We start from the raw sequence: 20,902 nt of genomic DNA, 5'->3' as shown, positions 1-20,902 counted from the left end.
TATCTTTATACAGAATAACTATTTTCTCTACTTCGTTGTTTGTAACCATATCAATAAGTTTGTTTAGTCCTTGCTTGTTGTAATTTATCCCGCTTCCTATATCGGTTATGATTTCAAACTGGTATCCTTTTGCTATCATGTATTCTTTTACATATTGCACCTGTCTTTTTAAATCATCTTTTTGTTTATTGCTTGCTACTCTACAATAACCTATAATTTTCCTCTCCGGCTTAATGTTTTTAATGCCAAGAAAATGATTAAGCTGTTCCTGTGAATAATATCTGAACCCAGATGGAGCTATATAAGCTGGCTTTAAAATTCCTTTCTTGTCCCAGTTTCTTAATGTTTGTTCTGTCTTTCCTATTAATTTGGCAAATTGCCCAATGCTGTAATATTTCACAAAAATCACCTCTATACACAGTTTAGCAAAAAATTATAAATTGTGTATAGAGTTTTTAAAAACTTTATAAATTTAATTCAACTGTTGCTAACCCCCTTTTTTACATCTACAAAAAATAATAAAAATCCTTAAAGCTCTAAGCTTAAGGATTTTGCCTATACCATATGCTTTAAAAACCCAGCGTTGATAAGTCTAGCGCATCCTCAAATGCTTAGTAGCTCTGGCCACTTCCACTATTCTTTTTCCTATAATAGAAGCTCTCAATACCGCATTTTCATCTTCAGAAGCCGGCCTCTGTCCGGCTGCTCCCATATGACCGCAGTCATCAGCATAATACCCATCTCCTACTACTATCATGCCCTGTACCAGCATCATATCCTGCATAGCCCTGATAGTAGTCTCCTGCCCGCCAAATCGGGAAGCTCCTACTGCCACGGCTCCTCCGACCACATTGAGAAGTTTTTTGTCATTTCTAAGACTCCTTGTTTTATCCCAGAAAGCTTTAAGCTGAGCAGATACGGTACCAAAGTAAACTGGACTTCCCAGAATAATACCATCTGCCTGAGCAATGAGATCTAAAGCCTTTTCCATTTCTTTATCCTGAAAGCATTTTCCCGAACAAGGCACAGAACAGGCAACACAAAAAGGCGTAGCCAAATCTTTCAGCACCTGCTGACAGTGGATAAATTCGACTCTAGCTCCCATTTTTTCACAGGCCTCGGCTGCTTTCTTAAGCAAAAAAGATGTGTTTCCTTCGCGATCAGGGCTTCCATTTATTGCCACAATTAATAATTCAGACATCTATTTACACCTCCACTGCTATTTTAATACTACATTTTAAATTATATTCCTCTATTTATGTTTAATTATTTATTTTATTTTACCTCAACGCCATTTATGACTAAAATAACAAAAACCCGGATACTTCCGGGTTTTTGCCTATTTCCTGCTTATATCCTGTAGCCTGCCGCTTTCATAACCGCTGCCTGGTGAGCTTCATCTACTCTGTTCGTACCATGGGTTCTGCTGTTTTTAAAATGAATACAAAAATGGCCATCAAAATTATTATCATAAATATCATATAAACCATGCGGCATTCCATTCTGGGAAGCAGCGAAAACACGTCCATTCACACTTACTATTACCGCTCGGCGTGCCCAGCTCCACTGCCCACCATATATCTGCTTCATCTTGGCTGTATCCGCCTTAGTCAAAGGCTCACAATCAGCATGATTGGTGCCCCCTTTTCTTCTCACCTGATAGCTTATTCCGGTATCCACATCGGTAACCGTAGCAATACTTCCTCTGGTAAATACATACTGTACATCTGTCCACCAGTCTGCTGCCTCAGGATACCTTATTCCCCCACGGGAAGGAGTAGTTGTCCCGGAAGAAGGTATTAAAAGCACCTGTCCTGGATATATCATGTCAGATTTGAGGTTATTAGCCTGTTTAACAGCATTTACACTGGTTCCATATTTTAAGCTTATTTTATACAGAGTATCTCCTGCTCTTACCGTATAAGTTCGGGCTGCTATTTTACGGCTAAGTACCTCTTTAGTCTGTCTGCCTACTATACCATCGGGATATAAATTATGATCTCTCTGAAAGCGGACTACTGCACTGTAAGTATTACTTCCAAAAATCCCATCTACTCCTTTAGTATCATAGCCGAGAAAGGTCAAATCACGCTGTAAATTCTGTACATATGTACCTCTGCTTCCTAAGCGCAAATTATCTAACCCATAGGGATTATCGGCAGCTGATAGATTAATAACCCCACTAAAAGTAAATAAAATGAGCAAAACAGGAGCTAAAAGCTTGCGGCTTAACTTTTTTGGCACTTTCTCATCTCCCCTTTCTTCATTTGCGAGGACAGTTTTCAGTTCTGTCCCCTAAGTTTTCTTCATTTTAGTCATATCAGATGGTAAAAAACAAACCGGGGAGACAAGGAGTTTATGAGATGAGAAAACATCCTGGCCAAGAACAACCTTATTCTGTATTTAAAGTAATAAATATTAATTTTTAGAACCACATGGTATATCCTGCCTTAGCAGGTTTTAGCAAAAAAGCCCCCTATTCGGGGGCTTTTTATAAAGATTATTTTCCATTTTTCAGAGCAGCCTGAGCAGCTGCCAGGCGGGCAATCGGAATACGATAAGGAGAACAGCTTACATAATTAAGCCCTATAATATGGCAGAATTCAACTGAACTCGGTTCGCCTCCGTGTTCTCCGCAAATCCCCAGCAGTATATCGGGATTTTCGGATCTTGCTTTTTCCACGGCTATCTTCATCAAGCCGCCTACCCCTTTGCGGTCTAACACGGCAAAGGGATTATTTTTTATTATCTTTTTATCTAGATATACAGGGATAAACTTACCTTCAGCATCATCACGGCTAAAGCCCAAAGTAGTCTGCGTTAAGTCATTAGTACCGAAAGAGAAAAACTCTGCTTCTTTAGCCAGCTCATCAGCCACTATGCAAGCCCGTGGGAGCTCTATCATGGTTCCTACGGCATATTCTAATTCCACACCAGTTTCTTCCTTAATTTCCCGGTAAACATCATTTATCTCTTCTTTCAGCAAAGCCAATTCGGCTACATCCATTACCAGCGGTATTTCGATTTCCGCAAAAGCAGGTATATTTTCTTTCTTAAGCTCAATCATGGCCTCAAAAATAGCCCTCGCCTGCATGCGGTAAATCTCCGGATAAGTTATCCCCAGACGGCATCCCCGGTGCCCCAGCATAGGATTAGCCTCTGCCAGGCTATGTACCTTAGCTGCCAGCTCCTCTTTTTTTCTTATCAATGCCGGGTCAGCATGGCTGTGTTTTAATTCGGCAATTTCCAAAAGTAAGGTTTCATAGTCAGGCAAAAATTCATGTAAAGGAGGATCTAACAACCTTATAGTAACCGGATAAGGTGACATAGCCTTCAATATACCGTAAAAATCTTCCTTCTGGAAAGGCAAAAGTTTTGCCAGCGCTTTTTTACGCTCTTCCTCATTATCGGCTAATATCATTTCCTGCACTATAGGAAGCCTTTCGGTTTCCATAAACATATGTTCAGTACGGCAAAGTCCTATACCTTCAGCTCCAAATTCTCTGGCTTTGGCTGCATCCTGAGGATTATCAGCATTAGCTCTGACCTTCAGCTTTCTTACTTCATCTGCCCAGCTGAGCAGAGTGGCAAATTCACCAGACAAGCTCGGTTCTATCATAGGTACTTCACCCAGCATAACTCTTCCGGTGGCGCCATCGATAGAGATAATATCTCCTTCTTTTACTACGGTGCCATTTACCGTAAACTGTTTATTGGCCATATCTATCTTTATAACTTCACAGCCACATACACATGGTTTACCCATACCTCTAGCTACTACTGCCGCATGAGAAGTCATGCCGCCTCTGGAAGTTAAAACCCCCTGGGCTAAAACTATACCGTGGATATCATCAGGAGTAGTTTCATTGCGTACCAGAATCACTTTTTCCCCTGCTTCTCCTAATTTTTCAGCTATATCAGCATCAAACACCACCTTACCACAGGCAGCACCAGGTGAAGCAGGAAGTCCCTGGGCAATAGGCTCTAACTTGGCAGAAGGGTCGATTTGCCGGTGCAAAAGCTGGTTAAGCTGTTCCGGGTCTACACGCATAAGTGCTTCTTCTTTAGTTATCAAGCCCTCATTTACCATATCCACCGCAATATTAACGGCAGCTCTCGCTGTACGTTTGCCGCTGCGGGTTTGCAGCATATAAAGCTTGCCTTTTTCCACAGTAAACTCAATATCCTGCATATCACGATAATGTTTTTCCAGCTTGGCACAGGTATCTATAAACTGCTCATAGACACCGGGCAATTCCTCTTTAAGTTTGGAAATAGGCATAGGAGTCCTTATGCCAGCTACCACATCTTCCCCTTGAGCATTTACCAGAAATTCTCCATAAAGCTCTTTGGCCCCGGTAGATGGATTGCGGGTGAAAGCAACTCCGGTACCGCTGTCATTCCCCATATTGCCAAAGGCCATAGATTGAACATTAACCGCCGTACCTAAATTATCATCAATCTTGTTTATGCGGCGGTAAACTATAGCCCGCTGGTTATTCCAGGAATCAAAAACAGCCCTGATAGCCATAACCAGCTGTTCATGGACATCCTGAGGAAAATCAAAGCCTTTTTCTTTCTTTACCAAAGCCTTGTATTCCTCAATTATTTTTTTCAACTCTTCAGCTGGTATCTCATAATCAAAAATAATTCCCAATTTGCTTTTATATCTTTCGATAATATCTTCAAAAAGAGAATGTTCTACTTCCAGAACTACATTGCTGAACATCTGGATAAAGCGGCGGTAGCAATCATAGGCAAATCTTTCGTCACCGGTTAAAGCTGCCAGCCCTTTTACCGTTTCATCATTCAACCCTAAATTAAGTATAGTGTCCATCATACCCGGCATAGAGATAGCAGCCCCGGATCTTACGGAAACTAACAGGGGATTTAAAGCATCACCAAAGATTTTGCCTGTTTTTTCTTCAATTTTTTTAAGAGCAGCATAAACCTGCTCCATCATGCCTTCCGGAAAACTTTTATTCTCCTTGAGATAAAAATTACAGGCCTCCGTAGTTATAGTAAAACCAGGAGGAACCGGAAGGCCGATACGGCTCATTTCTGCCAGATTAGCACCCTTGCCCCCCAAGAGGTACTTCATGTCAGCATTGCCTTCTTCAAAAAGATAAACATACTTGTGACTAGACATTGCTCAACCTCCTATAATAAATTTCTAAAATTTTACTGGCCGTTTCCTCCACTGCCTTATTGGTAACATCTATTACAGGACAGCCAATCTTTTTCATAACCTTATCAGCAAACTCCAGTTCTTCCAGAATACGCTTTTCATCGGCATAACTGGCTTGTCCTTTAAGCCCTAAGGTTTTTAATCTTTCGGCCCGGATATGATAAAGCTGTTCCGGTTTTATAGTAAGGCCAATAACTTTGCCTTTTTCTTGCCTGAACAACTCTTCGGGAGGAGCTACTTCCGGCACCAGCGGAACATTGGCCACCTTTAATCTTTTATGAGCCAGATACATAGACAATGGAGTTTTAGAGGTACGCGAAACCCCTACCAGAACAATGTCTGCCAGATTAATCCCTCTGGGATCCTTGCCATCATCATAGCGCACCGCAAATTCAACTGCTTCTACCCTTTTATAGTACATTTCATCAACCTTGCGCAGAAGGCCAGGCTCTTTTTTAGGTTCCATTCCGCTTACCTGTTTAAAAGCCTCAATAACCGGACCTAATATATCAATACATATCACTCCGGCCTCACGCGCCTTCTGATTTAAAAAATCAGCCAGCTCATCAATAACCAGCGTATAGGCAATAATAAAATTATGGCTAGCTGCCTGTTCTACTACATGCAGCAAAGTATCCTGGTCAGATATATTAGGCACCCTTCTTATTTCCATATGCCCGGAGTTAAACTGGCTCGCTGCCGCCCTTACCACCATCTCCGCCGTTTCCCCTATGGAATCGGAAACAATATATACTCCTGGTAAATGCCCTGTCAAAGCTTAAACCCCCTCAAACCTCTTCATCGCCAGATCTAAAAATAACCTGGCGATGGTAGTCTTGCTTATTTTGCCAACTACCTGCAGTTTTTCTTCATTGTTTTCATCGATAAAACATTTTACTACCGGAAGGCTGTCCACTTCATGTTCGACAATTTTTCTTACTGCTTCCACTACCGTTTCATCCAGCGTAGTAGTTATTATATTGGGCATTCTGGTCATTATAACACTGATAGGGATTTTGTTAATATCCATCTGCCCCAGGGTAGCCTTCAGAAAATCCTTACGCGATACTACCCCGGTAAGAAAATTATCTTCATCTACCACATAAATACTCCCGGTATCTTCAGTAAAAAGTGCCACAATAGCATCATATATGCTGCAGGTCTCCTTCACCACCACCGGCACTGACTTAACATCCCTAACCCGGTAGCGGTTAAGGATCTTGCGGATTTCATTTTCTACTGCTCCATTACGAAAAGTATAGCCTACCCGGGGTTTAGCCTCCAGATAGCCTGACATAGTCAAAACTGCCAAATCAGGCCTGAGGGCAGCCCGGGTAACATTAAGCATTTCCGCGATGTTTTCACCGGTAATGGGACCATATTTTTTTACTATTTCCAGGATTTTTTCTTGCCTTTCAGTTAATTCTATCATTGCAATCACCAAATTATGATATACTTTTTGTCTGGATTTATTTAATTATACTATACTATATGGCGCAAAAAAATCCTGTTTTTTAATTTTTTTATTCCACTATTTTACTGAAATCAGCAATTTTATTGCATAATTTTACAATAGATTTCAAAATTCCCAGCCTTGCCGCTTTAAGCTTTTCATCTTCTACCATAACCATAACCGCATTAAAGAAATCATCAACATAACTCTGCAGGCCGGCTATCCTTACCAGGGCCATCCTATAATCTCCCTTATCAATTGCCCTTTCCACTTCATCTTTTACTTCTTCATATTTCAGATAGAGCACTTTTTCCGTTTCATCCTGCAGCACATCTGTATCTACTTCTGGGGACTCCCATTTTTTAGACAGGTTATAACAGCGGTTGAAAACAGTCATCAATGGGGTAAAAAGAGCATCTCCCCTAAAATCTTTTAAAATCTGCGCCCGGTTCATAATATCAACCAGATCCCCGCTCGGACAGGCTAAAACCGCATCCACAACATCATATGATATTCCCTCCTCCAGCATAATCCCTCGCATACGCTGCAGGATAAACTCTAAAACTTCTTCTCTCGTTTCCTCTTTTCCTCGCTCTGGACGGAAAGGCAGTACTTCCTGGTAAGCTTTTTCCAGGACCGCATATAAATCCATCTTAATCCCTTTATCCAGAACAATATTTACTATTCCCATCGCCTGCCGCCGCAGAGCATAGGGATCCTGAGACCCGCTGGGCTTTATGCCCATAGCAAAAAATCCGGTCAGGTTATCAATCTTTTCCGCCAGGCTTAAAACCGTGCCTGTTTCCGTACCAGGCAACTCATCTCCGGCAAAACGAGGCAAATAATGTTCGAAAATAGCCTGGCTCACCTCTTCATCCTCACCATGGTTTAGCGCATAATATCTGCCCATTATGCCTTGCAGTTCAGGAAACTCATAAACCATATTGCTCACCAGATCAGCCTTGCAAAGATAAGCAGCGCGCCTTATTTTTTCCCCATGGCTTAAGCGATATTTTTCCCCTATAAAAAGAGCAATATTAGTAATCCTTTTTACCTTATCCATAACACTGCCCAAACGCTCATGGAAAAGAATATGGCCTAGTTTTTCCGCCATCTTATCCAGAGGCTGTTTCAGGTCTTCTTTCCAGAAAAACAGAGCATCTTCCAGCCGGGCTTTAAGCACCCTCTCATTTCCTGCCCTCACTATGTCGATAAACTCACCGGTTCCATTTCTTACCCCTATAAAAACCGGCATAAGCCTTCCTTCTCTGTCAAATACCGGAACATATCTTTGATTTTCTATCATAGTAGTAGTTAAAACTTCTTTCGGCACTTCTAAATAAGAAGAAGAAAAACTGCCGGCAAAAGCCGTAGGATATTCCACCAGATAATTAATCTCATCCAGCAGATCCTCATCTTTTAAAGGCCTGCCTCCAAGCTCAGAGGCTACTTTTTCAATCTGCTGCCAGATTAATTCTTTTCTCCTCTCCTGATCTATAATCACATAATTATTTTCTAAAACCTTAAAATAATCACCCGCATTTTTTACTTCAAGCCTCCCTGGCGACAAAAACCGGTGTCCGTAGGTATAATTAGAACTAGTTATATTTTCCAGGTTAAAAACGATTTTTTCTTCCCCGTACAAAGCCAAAAGCCATCTTATAGGCCGGGCAAAGCGGAAACTGTACCCTCCCCAGCGCATAGATTTGGGGAAAGAAAAAGCCTTGACCAGCTCATACAAAAGAGAAGGCAATACTTCGCTGGTTTCTCTGCCTTTTTCGGTTTTTACCGCAAAAACATATTCCACCCCATTTACTTCCCGTACTTCTATATCCTCTACATTTATATTCTGACTGCGGGCAAAACCTTCTAAAGCCCGGGTAGGCCTACCTTCCTGGTCAAAAGCAGCAGCTTTTTTGGGACCCCGGCTTTCGATTACCGCATCTTCTTGCCTTTCCCTCAGGCCTTTAACATACAAAGTCAGACGACGGGGAGTACCTAGACTCTTTACTTCTTCATAGTGTAAGCGGGCTTTATTCAGACTTTCTAGCGCATTATTCTTAAAATCCTCCAGCGCTTTAGGCATGTAAGCAGCGGGAATTTCTTCCACCCCTATTTCAAAAATTAAATCTCTTACCATTTTTTAAACCTCCTCCCTGGCTAAAAGTTCCTGTCTAAGCTTTTCATCCTTTATCAAAGGATAGCCCAGTCTCCTTCGCTGTTTCAAATATTCTCCCGCTACCATGCGGGCAAGATTGCGCACCCTTAATATATAACTCATCCTTTCGGTCACACTTATAGCTCCCCTGGCATCCAGAAGGTTAAAAAGATGCGAACATTTGAGGACATAATCATAGGCCGGCAACACCAGATTTTTTTCTGCTATTCTTATAGCTTCTTTTTCGCACAGATTAAACATCGTCATAAGGGTATCTATATCCGCATACTCAAAATTATAGTAGGAATAATCTACTTCCCCTTGATGATGCACATCAGCATAAGTTATGCCATCTACCCATTCAATATCAAAAACACTTTCCTTATTCTGGATGAACATGGCTATCCTTTCTAAGCCATAGGTAATTTCCGCACATACCGGATTACAATCATAACCTCCGCACTGCTGAAAATAGGTAAACTGGGTTACTTCCATGCCATCAAGCCATATCTCCCAGCCTAATCCCCAGGCTCCCAGAGTAGGAGATTCCCAGTTGTCTTCTACCAGCCGTATATCGTGTTCTTCCGGCTTAATCCCCAGATCTCTCAGGCTATCAATATAAAGGTCGATTACATTATCAGGAGAAGGTTTTAATATAACCTGGTACTGATAATAGTGCTGAAGGCGATTGGGATTTTCCCCATAACGTCCGTCGGTGGGACGCCGGGATGGTTCAACATAAGCTACATTAAACGGTTCCGGGCCTAAAGCCCTTAAGAAAGTGGCAGGGTTCATGGTTCCCGCCCCTTTTTCCACATCATAAGGCTGCTGAATAATACATCCCTGCTTGCCCCAATAGTTTTGCAAACGCAGAATAATCTCCTGAAAATTCATCCTTTTACCTCCTCAATAGATTTATTTTTTCTTTAAGGCTCCTAAATGATAAAGCCCGTCCCTCTAAACAGGGACGGGCTTTTTACCCGCGGTTCCACCCTGGTTGGTGCTTAAAAAGCTGCACCCTCCTTCATTAAAGCGGGCTTTACTCACCCTAAGGCTTTCCTCCCGCAGCTCAGAAGCGCCTTCAGAAAGTTTAGCCTGCCGGCTTTCACCTCCCCCGGCTCTCTTTTGAGGCATCCCTTTCCTACTCCTCTTCTTCATCGCCAGGCTATCGATTTTTTAAAGCTACTTTACCTAAAAGTGTAGCAATAGGTTTAACCCTTGTCAAATGCCCCGGGTAAACTTTTTTTCAGCTGATATATAGTATTTTTCAAACTAAACCTGCTCTCCAGATGGTATTCCAGATACTTTTCCAGCAGCTGTTCCAGGCTGCTTAAGGCTTCGGAAGAAGCCTTTATTCTATCTAATGATTTCCAGTCAGCCCGCTGCAAAAATTTTAAAAGGCTAAAGGCTTCTCCGGAAAGCATAAAATCTGTTTTTAAAAATCCGGCACAATCATGGCATAAAACCCCGCCTTCAGCCAGGTTAAACCTGGTAGTCAGGTTTTTTTGCCCACAGGCAGCACACGCTTCTAATACCGGCCTATACCCCAATTCCTGAATAAGACGTATTTCAAAATATCTTATGACAAGGCTCTTAGCTCCCTTATCATTTATATAGTTTAAAACCTGCAAGGTTTCATTATAAAGCGGCCCCAAAGGAGCCCTTTCCACCAGTGATTTATCCAGAAGTTCCATAATATAAGCTGTATATAAAGTACTGCCCAAATCTTCCCGAATACGGGGATAAAAATCCAAAAGCCTGCCCTGGGTAATAAGATCTAAATCCCGTCCCCGGCTTAAATACAAAAAAGAGTGCGTAAAAGGCTGCAGAACTGCCCTGAGGCTGCTTTTCGGCTTTTTCACCCCCTTAGCCACCGCCCTTATTTTACCTTCCCGCTCGGAAAAAATAGTAACCAGCTTGTCGGCATCCTGATAATCTAAACTTTTAAGGATTATGGCCCTGCTTCCATAATACATCTCGTTTCCCCCATAAGACATCAAATGCCGTAAAAGGTTCATTTACTACCCAGGTTGGAATTCTTAGCCTCTCTTCTATTTCTTTCGCATAATCCCCAGCACTTTTCCTGTCCGCATACTTATAGTCAAAGGCCAGATATATCTTGTGTACATCGCTCAGATTAAGCTTTTTAATGCATTTTATAAAACTATCTATATTTTCATAATATCCTTTTCCTATATAAGCAAACACTACACCATTTACTTTGCTTATCCGGTTCTCGGCACAAGGATAAAAAGGAGAAAAAGGCTGCCTTTGCGTTTCTGCCTTATTCCAGGCTTTTAAAACTATATGGGCCAGATTTTTTTCTTCTTTCACTAGAGCCCAGCGGGGAACAGATACAATCAGCGTATGTTTTAGTCCTGCTTCCTTAGCCAGATAGACTATCGTTTCCGTCTTTATAGCATCCTGCATATAACTGTGGGCGGCATATCCTTTTATCTCCGGTATAATTATAACATCAGGAGCCATCCCCAAAGTAGGCAAATGATGTCCCCCATCAAAAACTACTATCCGGTAAGCCCTATTATACATTTTAGCTGTCAATGACTTTCCATAAGGAGTAGTATGCAGGGAATCTAAAATAGAACATTCTACTACTGCGGTATATCCCTCTTCCAGAGCCTTATAAACTTCCTGCAAACCAGCCTGCTTTTTTCCCGGAAGCAGAACTTTTATCTTAATCTTCTCCTCACCTAAATCACGCAGTCCCTGTCCGTAAATAACCCGGGGCTCCACCCTTTTTCCTGCCTGATAACCATAAAAAGCCAAAAAACTTTGGTACCATTTGTTCTGAATCCAGGTATCCGGATAATGCACAGCCAGGTAAGTATAAAAAGATAATAAAATAAGCCCAAGGCAGGCTGTCTTTTTCACCATATAAAATCGTACTCCTGTAAAAAAACTCCTTTATCCCATAAAAAAAGGGGATATTCTCCCCTCTTCCCCTTATCATCTACAACCCCAGCACCGCAAGTGGATTGCTGGTCCCCAGCCGCTCTGCTCCTGCCTCAACCAGTTTTAAAGCCCAGTCTTTTCCCTTTATACCTCCACTGGCTTTTATCTTTAAAGCCTCACTCTTGCTGACTCTTATTATTTCTATATCCCTTAAACTAACTCCCCGGCTGGCAAAGCCGGTAGAAGTTTTTATAAAATCAGCCCCGGTTTCACTTACCAGCCGCGTTACCACTTTAAGCTCTTCTTCACTGAGCAGGGCAGTCTCCACAATCACTTTGAGCGCAAAAGAAAAATCCTGTTTTAGGCTTAATACTTCCTTAATCTCTTTTTTAACTAGTTCATAGTCGCCATCTTTAAAAGCCCCGACATTCATCACCATATCTAGTTCCAAAGCTCCTTTTTTAAGCATTTCCTCAGCCTGTATCCTCTTCATCCGGGAAGTTTCTGCCCCTAAAGGAAACCCGATCACCGTACAGGGCTTAACCGGAGTCCCTTTGAGAAGCGATGCTGCCAGAGCAAGCCGGTAAGGATTTACACAAACAGCTGCCATGTTATATTTTACGGCATCCAGACACAATTTTTCTATATCCTCTGCCCTAGCCTCAGCTTTTAGATTGGTAGCATCAATATATTCTGCCAGCCTAAGCATAATATTATCTACTCCCCGTCTTACAGTCTAAAACCTAGTTGCCGCAGATTAGCTTCATTATCCCGCCAGTTTTTCTTAACCTTTACCCATAAATCGAGATAAACCGGCATCCCCAGCATAAGCTCAATATCTTTGCGGGCCATTTCGCCTATATTTTTGAGCATCTGGCCATTACGGCCTATAATTATGCCTTTCTGGGAATCCCTTTCGGTATATATAACTGCTCTTATATAAGATTTCCTGCCCTGTTCATTCTTAAATTCTTCCACTTCTACCGCAATAGAATGCGGCACTTCATCCCGCGTAAGGAGCAAAACCTTTTCCCTGATAAGCTCAGAAACTATAAAAGATATGGGCTGATCGGTAAGATCTTCTTCCGGATAGTAAAGAGGCCCTTCCGGCAAAAAGGCAAAAGTTTCTTCTAAAAGCTTATCTACATTGCTGTTCTGGTAAGCTGATATAGGAATCACCCGGGTAAAGAGCATCTCCCGCGTAAACTTCTCAATATGTTCCTCTATCTGTTCATCCGTAGCCAGGTCTATCTTGTTTACCACCAAAAATACAGGTACTACGGCATTTTTCAGCTGTTCGATTATAAATTGGTCTCCACTGCCAAACGGTTTAGTAACATCGGTCACAAAATATACCAGGTCAACATCTTCTATACTGCGGGTCGATACCTTTACCATATATTCCCCCAGCAGGTGTTTAGGTTTATGAATACCTGGAGTATCAACAAATATGATCTGCCCTTCGGCACAGGTATATATGCCTTGAATGCAGGTCCTTGTAGTCTGGGGTTTTTCCGACACTATGGTTATCTTTTTGCCGATTATGGTATTTATCAAAGTAGATTTCCCTACATTTGGTCTGCCTACTATACTAACAAATCCTGATTTCACTTATATTATCCCTCCTGTTTATCTAAACAAAAAGCGGTTGGAAACAAATCCCGCAGTGAAAACTCCTGATAAAAATTATTCTCATCTGCCACTACAACTTTCAGCTCCGAAGCAAATTCGGATAGAACCTGCAAACATGCTCCACAGGGATAAGCAAAACCACTTCCTGAACTTACTACGCAAATCCCTTCCCAATCCAGCTCACCTTCACTTACAGCTTTAAAAACAGCTACCCTTTCCGCACATACGGTAAGTCCATAGGAAGCATTCTCAATATTGGCTCCTTTATATACCCTTCCCTTTTTGGTCAACAAGGCAGCTCCTACCTTAAAGCGAGAATAAGGAGCATAAGCATATTTCTGCGCCTCCCGCGCCTCTTTTATCAGCAGTTTTATGTCCATATTACGCTATCCTTTCACCTTTTTATAATTATCCAAATATGCGGCCCAAAAATTATGAATCCCATTATGACAGCCAGCAAAGCACTTAAAAAAACAGCTCCTGCCGCCACATTTTTAGCGGCCTTGGCTAAAGGATGATAATGGTCAGTAACCAGATCAACCACCCTCTCCACAGCCGTATTTATCATTTCTGCTGTTAATACCGAAGATATAGTCAGTACCAGCAATCCCCATTCCAGACGGCTAATTTTAAAAATACCACCAAGTCCCAGGGCTAAAACAGCTGCCCCCAGGTGAATTTTCATATTTCTTTCTTTTATGACCGTTTCTTTAAGCCCGGAGAGAGCATAAACAAAACTTTCCTTTAAATTTCTAGCTTTCATGGTCTTATTACCTTTCCAGGTTTAACTCCTTCATTATCCTTTCTTCTTTATCCCGCATAATCTTTCTACTCTCTTCATCCTCATGATCATAGCCCAGCAAATGCAGCATGCCGTGGGCAACCAGATAGCCTAATTCCCTCTCTAAACTATGCCCGTATTCCCTGCTCTGCATAAAGGCCTGTTCCAAAGATATCACTATATCTCCCAGCAGATCAGCTTCTTCTTCCAGAAAATCCGGTTCCTCTTCTCCTCTTTCCTGCATAGCAAAAGAAAGCACATCCGTAGGCTTGTCCTGTCCTCGATACTGGAGATTAAGCTGATGGATAAAAGGATTATCAGTTATAAGCACACTTACTTCTCCGTCTTCCCGTCCTTCCAGACGGGCTGCGCATAATATAACCTTCTCCACCATAGTTTCCATTTCTTTGGTAAACGGGATCTTATCCTGGCTATTGGTTATCATTATTTCCATCCCATCCGCTCCTCTTCAGTTCTTTAGCTATATTTTCCGGGTATTCTATTCTTTTGTGATAAATGCCATCTAAAACTTTACAAAAAGCTTCTGCCGCCACATTCAAATCTCTGAAGGTCAGCTCGCACAATTCTAACTGTTCATCATCAAGTTTTTCTTTTATTATTTTGTGCACCATAGCCTTAATTTTTTCCGGCGTAGGACCAGCAAGTGATCTGACGGCTGCTTCCACCGAATCAGCCAGCATGACCAGGGCTACTTCCCGGCTCTGGGGGCGTGGCCCTTCATAGCGGAAGCTTTCCTCACTAACCTCACCTTCTGCATGCTCTTCCAGAGCCCGATTGTAAAAATAACGCGCCAAACTGGTACCATGATGCTGTTCTATAAAATCCATAATAACTTTCGGAAGCCTTGCTTCTCGGGCCAGCTCCAGCCCTTCTCTTATGTGCGAAGTAATAATAAGAGCACTTAGAGCCGGAGCAATCTTAGCATGGGGATTTTCTCCCCCCCGCTGATTTTCGATAAAGTATTCCGGCCTTTTGAGTTTACCTATATCATGATAATAAGCTCCTACTCTTACCAGAAGAGGATTAGCCCCTACCGCTTCCGCAGCTGCTTCGGCTAAATTGCCTACCAGGAGGCTGTGATGATAAGTACCCGGGGCTTCTAAAAGCAGCCTTCTTAAAAGAGGCTGATTAGGATTAGACAGTTCTAAAAGCCTTATCATACTGGTTATGGAGAAAGCAGTTTCCAGATAAGGCAAAGCTCCTATCATTAAAACAGCCGAAAGCAAACCATTTATCGCTCCAATAATAACTCCGGTAAAAACTAATTTTAAACTCACATTTCCACTTATAAATATTAAGGTTATTATAGTCAGTATATCAGCCAGGGCTACATAAATACCTGCTTTAGCCAGATCAGAAGTCTGGCTCAGCTTATAAACCCTGAAAACCCCAACCGTACCGCCCACAAAAGCTACAATGGCATAAAAAAGCTGATTGCCTTCCGTAAGCAGTCCCACATAGAGGGCCATAATCATGGTCATAAAATAAGCCAGGCGGTTATCCAAAAGCATAGCTATAAGCATAGAACCTGCAGCTACTGGTGCCGCATAACCCATGAGATTATTAAGCTCCGGTTTATCACCTATCTTTATTATGGTCAAAAACCTGGTAATAAGTAATATAAGGACAAAAATCAAAGCTATTAAAAGAAGTAAAGATGAGTTTTCATAAATCTCCTTATAATAGCGGCGCAGAAACTGGATTATAAGCCAGAAGGTAATAAGTACAAAAATCCCTGTCCCTACCAGGGTTAAGGGATAGCTTTTACTCCTCTGGAGGCCTAACTGTTCTAGTATAGATATCTGTTCTTCCGTAACCCGGTCTCCTTCACGAACAATGATTTCTCCCGCTTTAATAGTTTTCTGTACGGGCTGGACTGCTTCTACTGCCTCTTGTATAGCTTTTTCCGTAGCCTCCTGGTTGTAAATCATATTCGGGCGCATAAAGCCATAAGCAGTAATCTTCATTATTTCCTTGGCCTGTTTGGTATAAAAAAGGCCGTCTATTTCTTTTTCTATCCCCTTTATAGCATCGGGAAGAGCTTCTTCGGTTATAGGCTTCTGCAGCGCATTATAAATAAGCGACCATATAACCTGCTGTATTTCGGATAAATTATCACTCCCGGTTTGTACAATATAGCGGGCCAGCTCATAATAAGAGATGGCAGGACGAAAATCTTTTCCGGCCACTGCACCTGCTAGAAGTTTTTTTATCTTTTCTTCTTTATCTTCATCCCGGCTTTGTAAAACCTGATTTAAGTTAGCGTAAAAATTGTCAATTTCCGTTTTGGCATTGGCAATGGCAAAATTATCTTCCTGATATACCTTCTGCACCTTGCTGGCCGCCTGTTCTCTAAGCTCTGCCGTCTTCTTTTCGTCAATAACAACAGTCGTAACATTAGACTGTATGTCCCGCGGAGCTACTTCATCCGGTTTTAAAGAAAGCTGTTTAGGGCTAAAATTACTGAAAAGAATAGTAATAGTTATGCCGAAAAACACTAAAACCCCTATTATCTTCTGCACTCGGGGACTAGTAAAAAAACTGCGCAGACGACATGACCCTGCATTTAAAAAATCCTTTAGCATAGATACTCTCCCTTAAAAAGGCTCTCTTAATTATTTATCCTGCCTTAAATCTTTGGCTTCATAAGCTTCATAAGCATCTATAATCTTCTGCACCAGAGGATGTCTTATGACATCTTCCTTGGTCAGATACTGAAAAGCTATGCCTTCTACATTTTTAAGTATTTTTTGAATTTCAATCAAGCCGGAATATTCTTCCTTGGGTAGATCTACCTGGGTTACATCTCCGGTTATCACCGCTTTGGAGCCAAAGCCTAATCTGGTCAGGAACATCTTCATCTGCTGGGGTGTCGTATTCTGAGCTTCATCTAAAATGATAAAAGCATTGTTTAAAGTCCTTCCCCGCATATAAGCTAAAGGAGCTATCTCAATAATATTTTTTTCCAAATAGCGCTGGGTAACATCTACGCCTAAAATATCAAAAAGCCCATCATATAAAGGTCTTAGATAGGGATTAACTTTTTCAATAAAATCTCCCGGTAGAAAACCTAGTTTTTCTCCCGCTTCGACGGCAGGACGCACCAGTATTATCCTTTCCACTTCCCGGTTTTTCAAAGCCCGCACCGCCATAACTGCTGCCAGGTAAGTTTTGCCCGTACCGGCAGGTCCTATACCGAATACTATATCATTTTCCAAAATAGCTTCGATATATTTTTTCTGTCCCAAAGTTTTAGCCTTTATAGGTTTTCCCCGGGCAGTTTTCAAAAGCGTTCCCGAAACGATATCCTGGTGTCTAGCCTTGTCTCCGCATCTTATAAGGTGACGGTAATAATTTATATCATTAATACTTATCTGCCCTTCACTCTCTACCACGTCCATAAGCCGGTGGAGCAGTTCATACGCTTCCTCTACTTCTTCTTCACTGCCCCGTATATATATTTCTCCACCCCGGGCAAATATATCAGCTGAACAAATATCATTTATATAGCGCAAATTTTCATCATTTACCCCAAAAAAAGCAGCCGCTTTATGGTTATCATGAATAGATATTCTCGCTTCTCTTTCGGTCAAAAAACAATCCCCCTATTGGCAAAGAGATTATATCTCATTTATTATATCATGCTACATTTAAATTACCAATTTGCCAAGTTAATCTTTTTCTCTATAGGCTGGCAAACAGCTATATTTTCTATCACTTCTGCCTGGGCTTTAACCCTTATGATCGCATCACCCGGAGTAGAAATCACCTCGGTTTTGGTCTCCAGCCTTTTGGCTTGCCTGGGCAATTCAGCTTTTAAAGCCTTAAGCGCCTTTTGCCGGGCTATTTTTAAAGCTTCTTCTTCGGAGTAAACCGTAGTCTTTTTCATTTCTTCAAGCCAGACTTCTTCCCCCCATCCCCAATCTCCCCAGGGAGTCTTAATAAACTTGCCCCTTTTTTTCCTGGTAGCCATTACAAAATCCGGCTTTTTATCCCCTTTAAGCCAAAATATCTTCTCTCCCGCCTTAAAATAAAACCGCTGATACGATTTTCCCGTAAGGAGCACCTCTTCCTTTTTAAGCGGACATTCCCCATAACCTTCGTACCATACCCTGGCCTTGACCTCACCGCGGGCTCTTACCGTATAAGGCTTAAGTTCTTCTAAAGGAATATCCTCATCCTCTTCTTCCTGCAAATCATAATGGGGAAAAACAATACCTGATATAAGTATATCCCCTTTAGCCACTACATCTCCTATCTTAACACTAGGTTCTCCCTGCAAAACCAGCATATCACATACAATCCCATCGCGGGAGGCTACCAGATGGCAAGGGGTATTGGCATTCTCATCAGGCAAAATCTTTTCTACCACTTCTATATTAGCCTTAACTCCCCTTATATCAACCTTCACATAGGAAAGCTGGCTCAAATCCTTTAATAACCCTTCCTCTACTTCACTGCGCTTAAAACTCCATTTAGGCGCTCCCTCATACAATCCGTATTTAGCAGCTATTATAAGTATCTTATTTTTATCTACCTTTTGATTACCGCTCACTTCTAAAGTCCATACAAATGAAGACAGAAAATACAAAGCCAGTATAAAAACTAGAGCTCCTACTATAAACCCCAGCCGTCTTCTTATAATTCCCCGCCACAAATAAAAGCCTTTTTCTTCTACTACTTCCAGTTCGTACCCGTTTTCTTCGGCTATGTGTTTTAAAGCTTCAAAACCGCTATCCCTTACCCTGAATTCTATCCGGTCTCCAACTTTTCTGATGCCCCAGATATATATACCTCTAGCTGAGGCCATGTTTATTACCCTCTCCTGCCTTTTCCCCTGCAGGCGAACCTTTTTTATTCCTCCTACCAGATCAAAAAAGCGGATAGCCAAAATATCCCCCCTTAATCCATAAATCGCACCAGGTAAATCTCCCCCGTTATGCTCATTTCTTCAGCCAGGAGCGCTTTTATGACCATATCCCTACCTTCTATTTCTAAAAAACCGCGGATAAGATTTATCCTGATACGATGCGGGCTGTATTCGATAATACCTCGGTGATTTTCCAGATAAAGCTCATCTCTCCCGACAATAGTTATTTTAGGAAGATCTAATACCAGGTCTTTTGGTATAGCAAAAAAATCAGTCATTATTTTGTTAACTAATTCCTTGCGCTTACTCATTCTCTTACCTCCAGTTTTAAGAGCAGATAGCTAACTTTTCCTAACAAATATATTCGAAGTAAGCCCGCTAAATTACAAAAACCGGGTAACAGATGCCTATCTGTTACCCGGCTGAGTAGAAAAAAGGCCCGTCAACTATATCCAATCAAAGCGCCTGGCCTGAAATCTCAATTCATCTCTAAAGTCAGGATGGGCTATATTTATAAGCTCCTTAACCCGTGCCGAAACTCCTTTATAACGGAGATGAGCTACCCCATATTCAGTTACCACATATTCCACATCATTGCGGGAAGTAGAAACAATAGTCCCGGAGGGTAAAAAGGGCACAATGCGCGATTTCAGTTTTCCTTCCTTATCCGTAAAAGTGGAATTCAAGGCAATTATGCTCTTTCCCCCTTTCGAATACTTGGCCCCTACGACAAAATTAACCTGTCCTCCCGTCCCGCTGTACTGTTTATGCCTTATCGACTCCGAAGCCACCTGGCCCGTTAGATCTATCATCAACGCATTATTTACCGAGATCAAGTTGTCATTTTGTCCAATAATGTAGGGATTATTGTTATATTCTACTTCTGTAAAAATTATATCTTCATTATGGTCAACAAAATCCCATAGCTTACGATCTCCCACGCAAAAGGTGGCTAGAACCTTGCCGGGATAAAAGTTTTTACGCACTCCATTTACCACCCCTTTTTCCATCAATTCCTTGAAAGAGTTCTGCACCACTTCGGTATGAGCTCCCAGGTCTTTTTTATCTTTCAAAAAATAACCAATAGCATTAGCCAATCCGCCCAGGCCTAATTGAATAGTAGAGCCGTCAGGAATCATATCGGCAATATAATGGGCTATGCTGCGTTCTACTTCAGTAATAGGAATATCCCCTATCTCGGTCAATTCTGCATTGCTCTCAATAATATAATCTACTTCTGAAACATGGATCTTAAGGTCATCTCCATTAAGCCAGGGAGTACCTGGATTAACCTCCACGATAACCAGTTCCGCTCTCTCTATAGCCCTTTTAGGCACCAATCCCCCAAAACAGGACCGGTTCATATATCCTTCTTCATCCGGAGGAGTCACTACCATAACAGCCACATTAGGCTTTTTCCGATCCATCCACAGCCCCATCTCATTGAGATGCAAAGGTACATATTCTGCTGTCTTCCACTCCATGCATATCCTTTCTACCGGACCCACAAAAGGAGTTTCAATATGAAAACTCTCTTTAAATTGCGGCTGCATATAATCATAAAGCTTGAGAGCCAATCCCAGACATATGGTAACATTGCGCAATTCTTCTGCCCGTTTTCCCAGGGCAACAGAAAAATCATGCGGAATACAGTGCCCCCCAGGCATGACAATAACATCATTGCTTTTTATAAGTTTTACTACCTCTTCTGCTGTCGTCAGCTTGCTCTTATACTCATCCCTCCAGGAAGTATATCTCTTTACTTCTTTTTCCATTTTATCCACTTTACATTCCCCCTTTCCCTTTTCCTCATAGGGAATGCAAATTTTATGCCATCTTGTGAAGGTAAGAAAAATCTTTTTTAGCAAATATATAAATTAGAAATA

The 20,902-nt window shown here is 41.7% G+C and carries 20 protein-coding genes and 1 other annotated feature; all 20 genes read right to left on the bottom strand.

The window, feature by feature from the left end; genetic code table 11:
- Positions 1 to 400, bottom strand: a 400-nt coding sequence (locus BUB92_RS05710) for an IS607 family transposase (RefSeq protein ID WP_143156875.1), incomplete at its 3' end; no start/stop codon positions are given.
- Between the two features lie 192 nt (positions 401 to 592).
- On the bottom strand, positions 593 to 1,201 hold the full coding sequence (locus BUB92_RS05705) for a flavodoxin family protein (RefSeq protein WP_073091411.1): 609 nt from the start codon (positions 1,199 to 1,201) through the stop codon (positions 593 to 595).
- A gap of 149 nt (positions 1,202 to 1,350) precedes the next feature.
- On the bottom strand, positions 1,351 to 2,244 hold the full coding sequence (locus BUB92_RS05700) for a LysM peptidoglycan-binding domain-containing protein (protein WP_073091408.1): 894 nt from the start codon (positions 2,242 to 2,244) through the stop codon (positions 1,351 to 1,353).
- A gap of 256 nt (positions 2,245 to 2,500) precedes the next feature.
- The gene (ppdK, locus tag BUB92_RS05695) at positions 2,501 to 5,149 is read right to left on the bottom strand and encodes a pyruvate, phosphate dikinase (protein ID WP_073091406.1); all 2,649 of its coding nucleotides are present in this window, start codon (positions 5,147 to 5,149) and stop codon (positions 2,501 to 2,503) included.
- Entirely contained in the window at positions 5,142 to 5,963 is an 822-nt protein-coding gene (locus BUB92_RS05690) for a pyruvate, water dikinase regulatory protein (protein WP_073091403.1), read from the bottom strand. Before BUB92_RS05690 ends, ppdK begins: the two co-directional genes overlap by 8 nt.
- A 3-nt stretch (positions 5,964 to 5,966) precedes the next feature.
- Entirely contained in the window at positions 5,967 to 6,617 is a 651-nt protein-coding gene (ccpN, locus tag BUB92_RS05685) for a transcriptional regulator CcpN (RefSeq protein ID WP_073091423.1), read from the bottom strand.
- A gap of 94 nt (positions 6,618 to 6,711) precedes the next feature.
- Complete coding sequence (gene glyS, locus BUB92_RS05680) at positions 6,712 to 8,781, bottom strand: glycine--tRNA ligase subunit beta (RefSeq protein ID WP_073091387.1); 2,070 nt, start codon at positions 8,779 to 8,781, stop codon at positions 6,712 to 6,714.
- A 3-nt stretch (positions 8,782 to 8,784) separates the two neighbouring features.
- Complete coding sequence (glyQ, locus tag BUB92_RS05675) at positions 8,785 to 9,693, bottom strand: glycine--tRNA ligase subunit alpha (protein WP_073091273.1); 909 nt, start codon at positions 9,691 to 9,693, stop codon at positions 8,785 to 8,787.
- A 66-nt stretch (positions 9,694 to 9,759) separates the two neighbouring features.
- Positions 9,760 to 9,966 (bottom strand) — a binding site (T-box leader).
- Positions 9,967 to 10,010: 44 nt separating this feature from the next.
- The gene (gene recO / locus BUB92_RS05670; RefSeq protein ID WP_073091270.1) at positions 10,011 to 10,775 is read right to left on the bottom strand and encodes a DNA repair protein RecO; all 765 of its coding nucleotides are present in this window, start codon (positions 10,773 to 10,775) and stop codon (positions 10,011 to 10,013) included.
- On the bottom strand, positions 10,744 to 11,694 hold the full coding sequence (locus BUB92_RS05665) for a hypothetical protein (RefSeq protein ID WP_073091267.1): 951 nt from the start codon (positions 11,692 to 11,694) through the stop codon (positions 10,744 to 10,746). Before BUB92_RS05665 ends, recO begins: the two co-directional genes overlap by 32 nt.
- A gap of 76 nt (positions 11,695 to 11,770) precedes the next feature.
- Positions 11,771 to 12,421, bottom strand: a complete 651-nt coding sequence (gene deoC, locus BUB92_RS05660) for a deoxyribose-phosphate aldolase (RefSeq protein WP_073091265.1) — start codon at positions 12,419 to 12,421, stop codon at positions 11,771 to 11,773.
- 20 nt (positions 12,422 to 12,441) lie between these two features.
- Entirely contained in the window at positions 12,442 to 13,323 is an 882-nt protein-coding gene (gene era, locus BUB92_RS05655) for a GTPase Era (RefSeq protein ID WP_073091262.1), read from the bottom strand.
- A 5-nt stretch (positions 13,324 to 13,328) separates the two neighbouring features.
- Positions 13,329 to 13,724 (bottom strand): cytidine deaminase, encoded by a 396-nt coding sequence (gene cdd / locus BUB92_RS05650; RefSeq protein ID WP_073091260.1) that lies wholly within the window; start codon positions 13,722 to 13,724, stop codon positions 13,329 to 13,331.
- 14 nt (positions 13,725 to 13,738) lie between these two features.
- Entirely contained in the window at positions 13,739 to 14,107 is a 369-nt protein-coding gene (locus BUB92_RS05645; protein ID WP_073091258.1) for a diacylglycerol kinase family protein, read from the bottom strand.
- A gap of 7 nt (positions 14,108 to 14,114) precedes the next feature.
- Positions 14,115 to 14,579, bottom strand: coding sequence for an rRNA maturation RNase YbeY (gene ybeY, locus BUB92_RS05640; protein WP_073091255.1), 465 nt, complete (start codon positions 14,577 to 14,579; stop codon positions 14,115 to 14,117).
- Positions 14,557 to 16,731, bottom strand: a complete 2,175-nt coding sequence (locus tag BUB92_RS05635; RefSeq protein WP_073091253.1) for an HD family phosphohydrolase — start codon at positions 16,729 to 16,731, stop codon at positions 14,557 to 14,559. Before BUB92_RS05635 ends, ybeY begins: the two co-directional genes overlap by 23 nt.
- 30 nt (positions 16,732 to 16,761) lie before the next feature.
- On the bottom strand, positions 16,762 to 17,739 hold the full coding sequence (locus BUB92_RS05630; protein ID WP_073091250.1) for a PhoH family protein: 978 nt from the start codon (positions 17,737 to 17,739) through the stop codon (positions 16,762 to 16,764).
- Between the two features lie 62 nt (positions 17,740 to 17,801).
- On the bottom strand, positions 17,802 to 19,037 hold the full coding sequence (gene yqfD, locus BUB92_RS05625) for a sporulation protein YqfD (RefSeq protein ID WP_073091248.1): 1,236 nt from the start codon (positions 19,035 to 19,037) through the stop codon (positions 17,802 to 17,804).
- A gap of 11 nt (positions 19,038 to 19,048) precedes the next feature.
- The gene (gene yqfC, locus BUB92_RS05620; RefSeq protein WP_073091246.1) at positions 19,049 to 19,327 is read right to left on the bottom strand and encodes a sporulation protein YqfC; all 279 of its coding nucleotides are present in this window, start codon (positions 19,325 to 19,327) and stop codon (positions 19,049 to 19,051) included.
- Between the two features lie 135 nt (positions 19,328 to 19,462).
- The gene (locus BUB92_RS05615; RefSeq protein WP_073091420.1) at positions 19,463 to 20,791 is read right to left on the bottom strand and encodes an acetyl-CoA hydrolase/transferase family protein; all 1,329 of its coding nucleotides are present in this window, start codon (positions 20,789 to 20,791) and stop codon (positions 19,463 to 19,465) included.
- Positions 20,792 to 20,902 lie beyond the last annotated feature (111 nt).

The organism is Thermosyntropha lipolytica DSM 11003, assembly GCF_900129805.1.
Classification (GTDB): Bacteria; Bacillota; Syntrophomonadia; order Syntrophomonadales; family Syntrophomonadaceae; genus Thermosyntropha; species Thermosyntropha lipolytica.
This window is presented reverse-complemented; position numbering and strand designations above follow the sequence as displayed.

Coding starts and splice junctions, on each gene's coding strand:
- BUB92_RS05705 (WP_073091411.1), bottom strand. CDS start 1,201: ATGTCTGAATTATTAATTGTGGCAATAAATGGAAGCCCTGATCGCGAA.
- ppdK (WP_073091406.1), bottom strand. CDS start 5,149: ATGTCTAGTCACAAGTATGTTTATCTTTTTGAAGAAGGCAATGCTGAC.
- glyS (WP_073091387.1), bottom strand. CDS start 8,781: ATGGTAAGAGATTTAATTTTTGAAATAGGGGTGGAAGAAATTCCCGCT.
- glyQ (WP_073091273.1), bottom strand. CDS start 9,693: ATGAATTTTCAGGAGATTATTCTGCGTTTGCAAAACTATTGGGGCAAG.
- recO (WP_073091270.1), bottom strand. CDS start 10,775: ATGTATTATGGAAGCAGGGCCATAATCCTTAAAAGTTTAGATTATCAG.
- BUB92_RS05665 (WP_073091267.1), bottom strand. CDS start 11,694: ATGGTGAAAAAGACAGCCTGCCTTGGGCTTATTTTATTATCTTTTTAT.
- deoC (WP_073091265.1), bottom strand. CDS start 12,421: ATGCTTAGGCTGGCAGAATATATTGATGCTACCAATCTAAAAGCTGAG.
- cdd (WP_073091260.1), bottom strand. CDS start 13,724: ATGGACATAAAACTGCTGATAAAAGAGGCGCGGGAGGCGCAGAAATAT.
- BUB92_RS05645 (WP_073091258.1), bottom strand. CDS start 14,107: ATGAAAGCTAGAAATTTAAAGGAAAGTTTTGTTTATGCTCTCTCCGGG.
- ybeY (WP_073091255.1), bottom strand. CDS start 14,579: ATGGAAATAATGATAACCAATAGCCAGGATAAGATCCCGTTTACCAAA.
- BUB92_RS05635 (WP_073091253.1), bottom strand. CDS start 16,731: ATGCTAAAGGATTTTTTAAATGCAGGGTCATGTCGTCTGCGCAGTTTT.
- yqfC (WP_073091246.1), bottom strand. CDS start 19,327: ATGAGTAAGCGCAAGGAATTAGTTAACAAAATAATGACTGATTTTTTT.
- BUB92_RS05615 (WP_073091420.1), bottom strand. CDS start 20,791: ATGGAAAAAGAAGTAAAGAGATATACTTCCTGGAGGGATGAGTATAAG.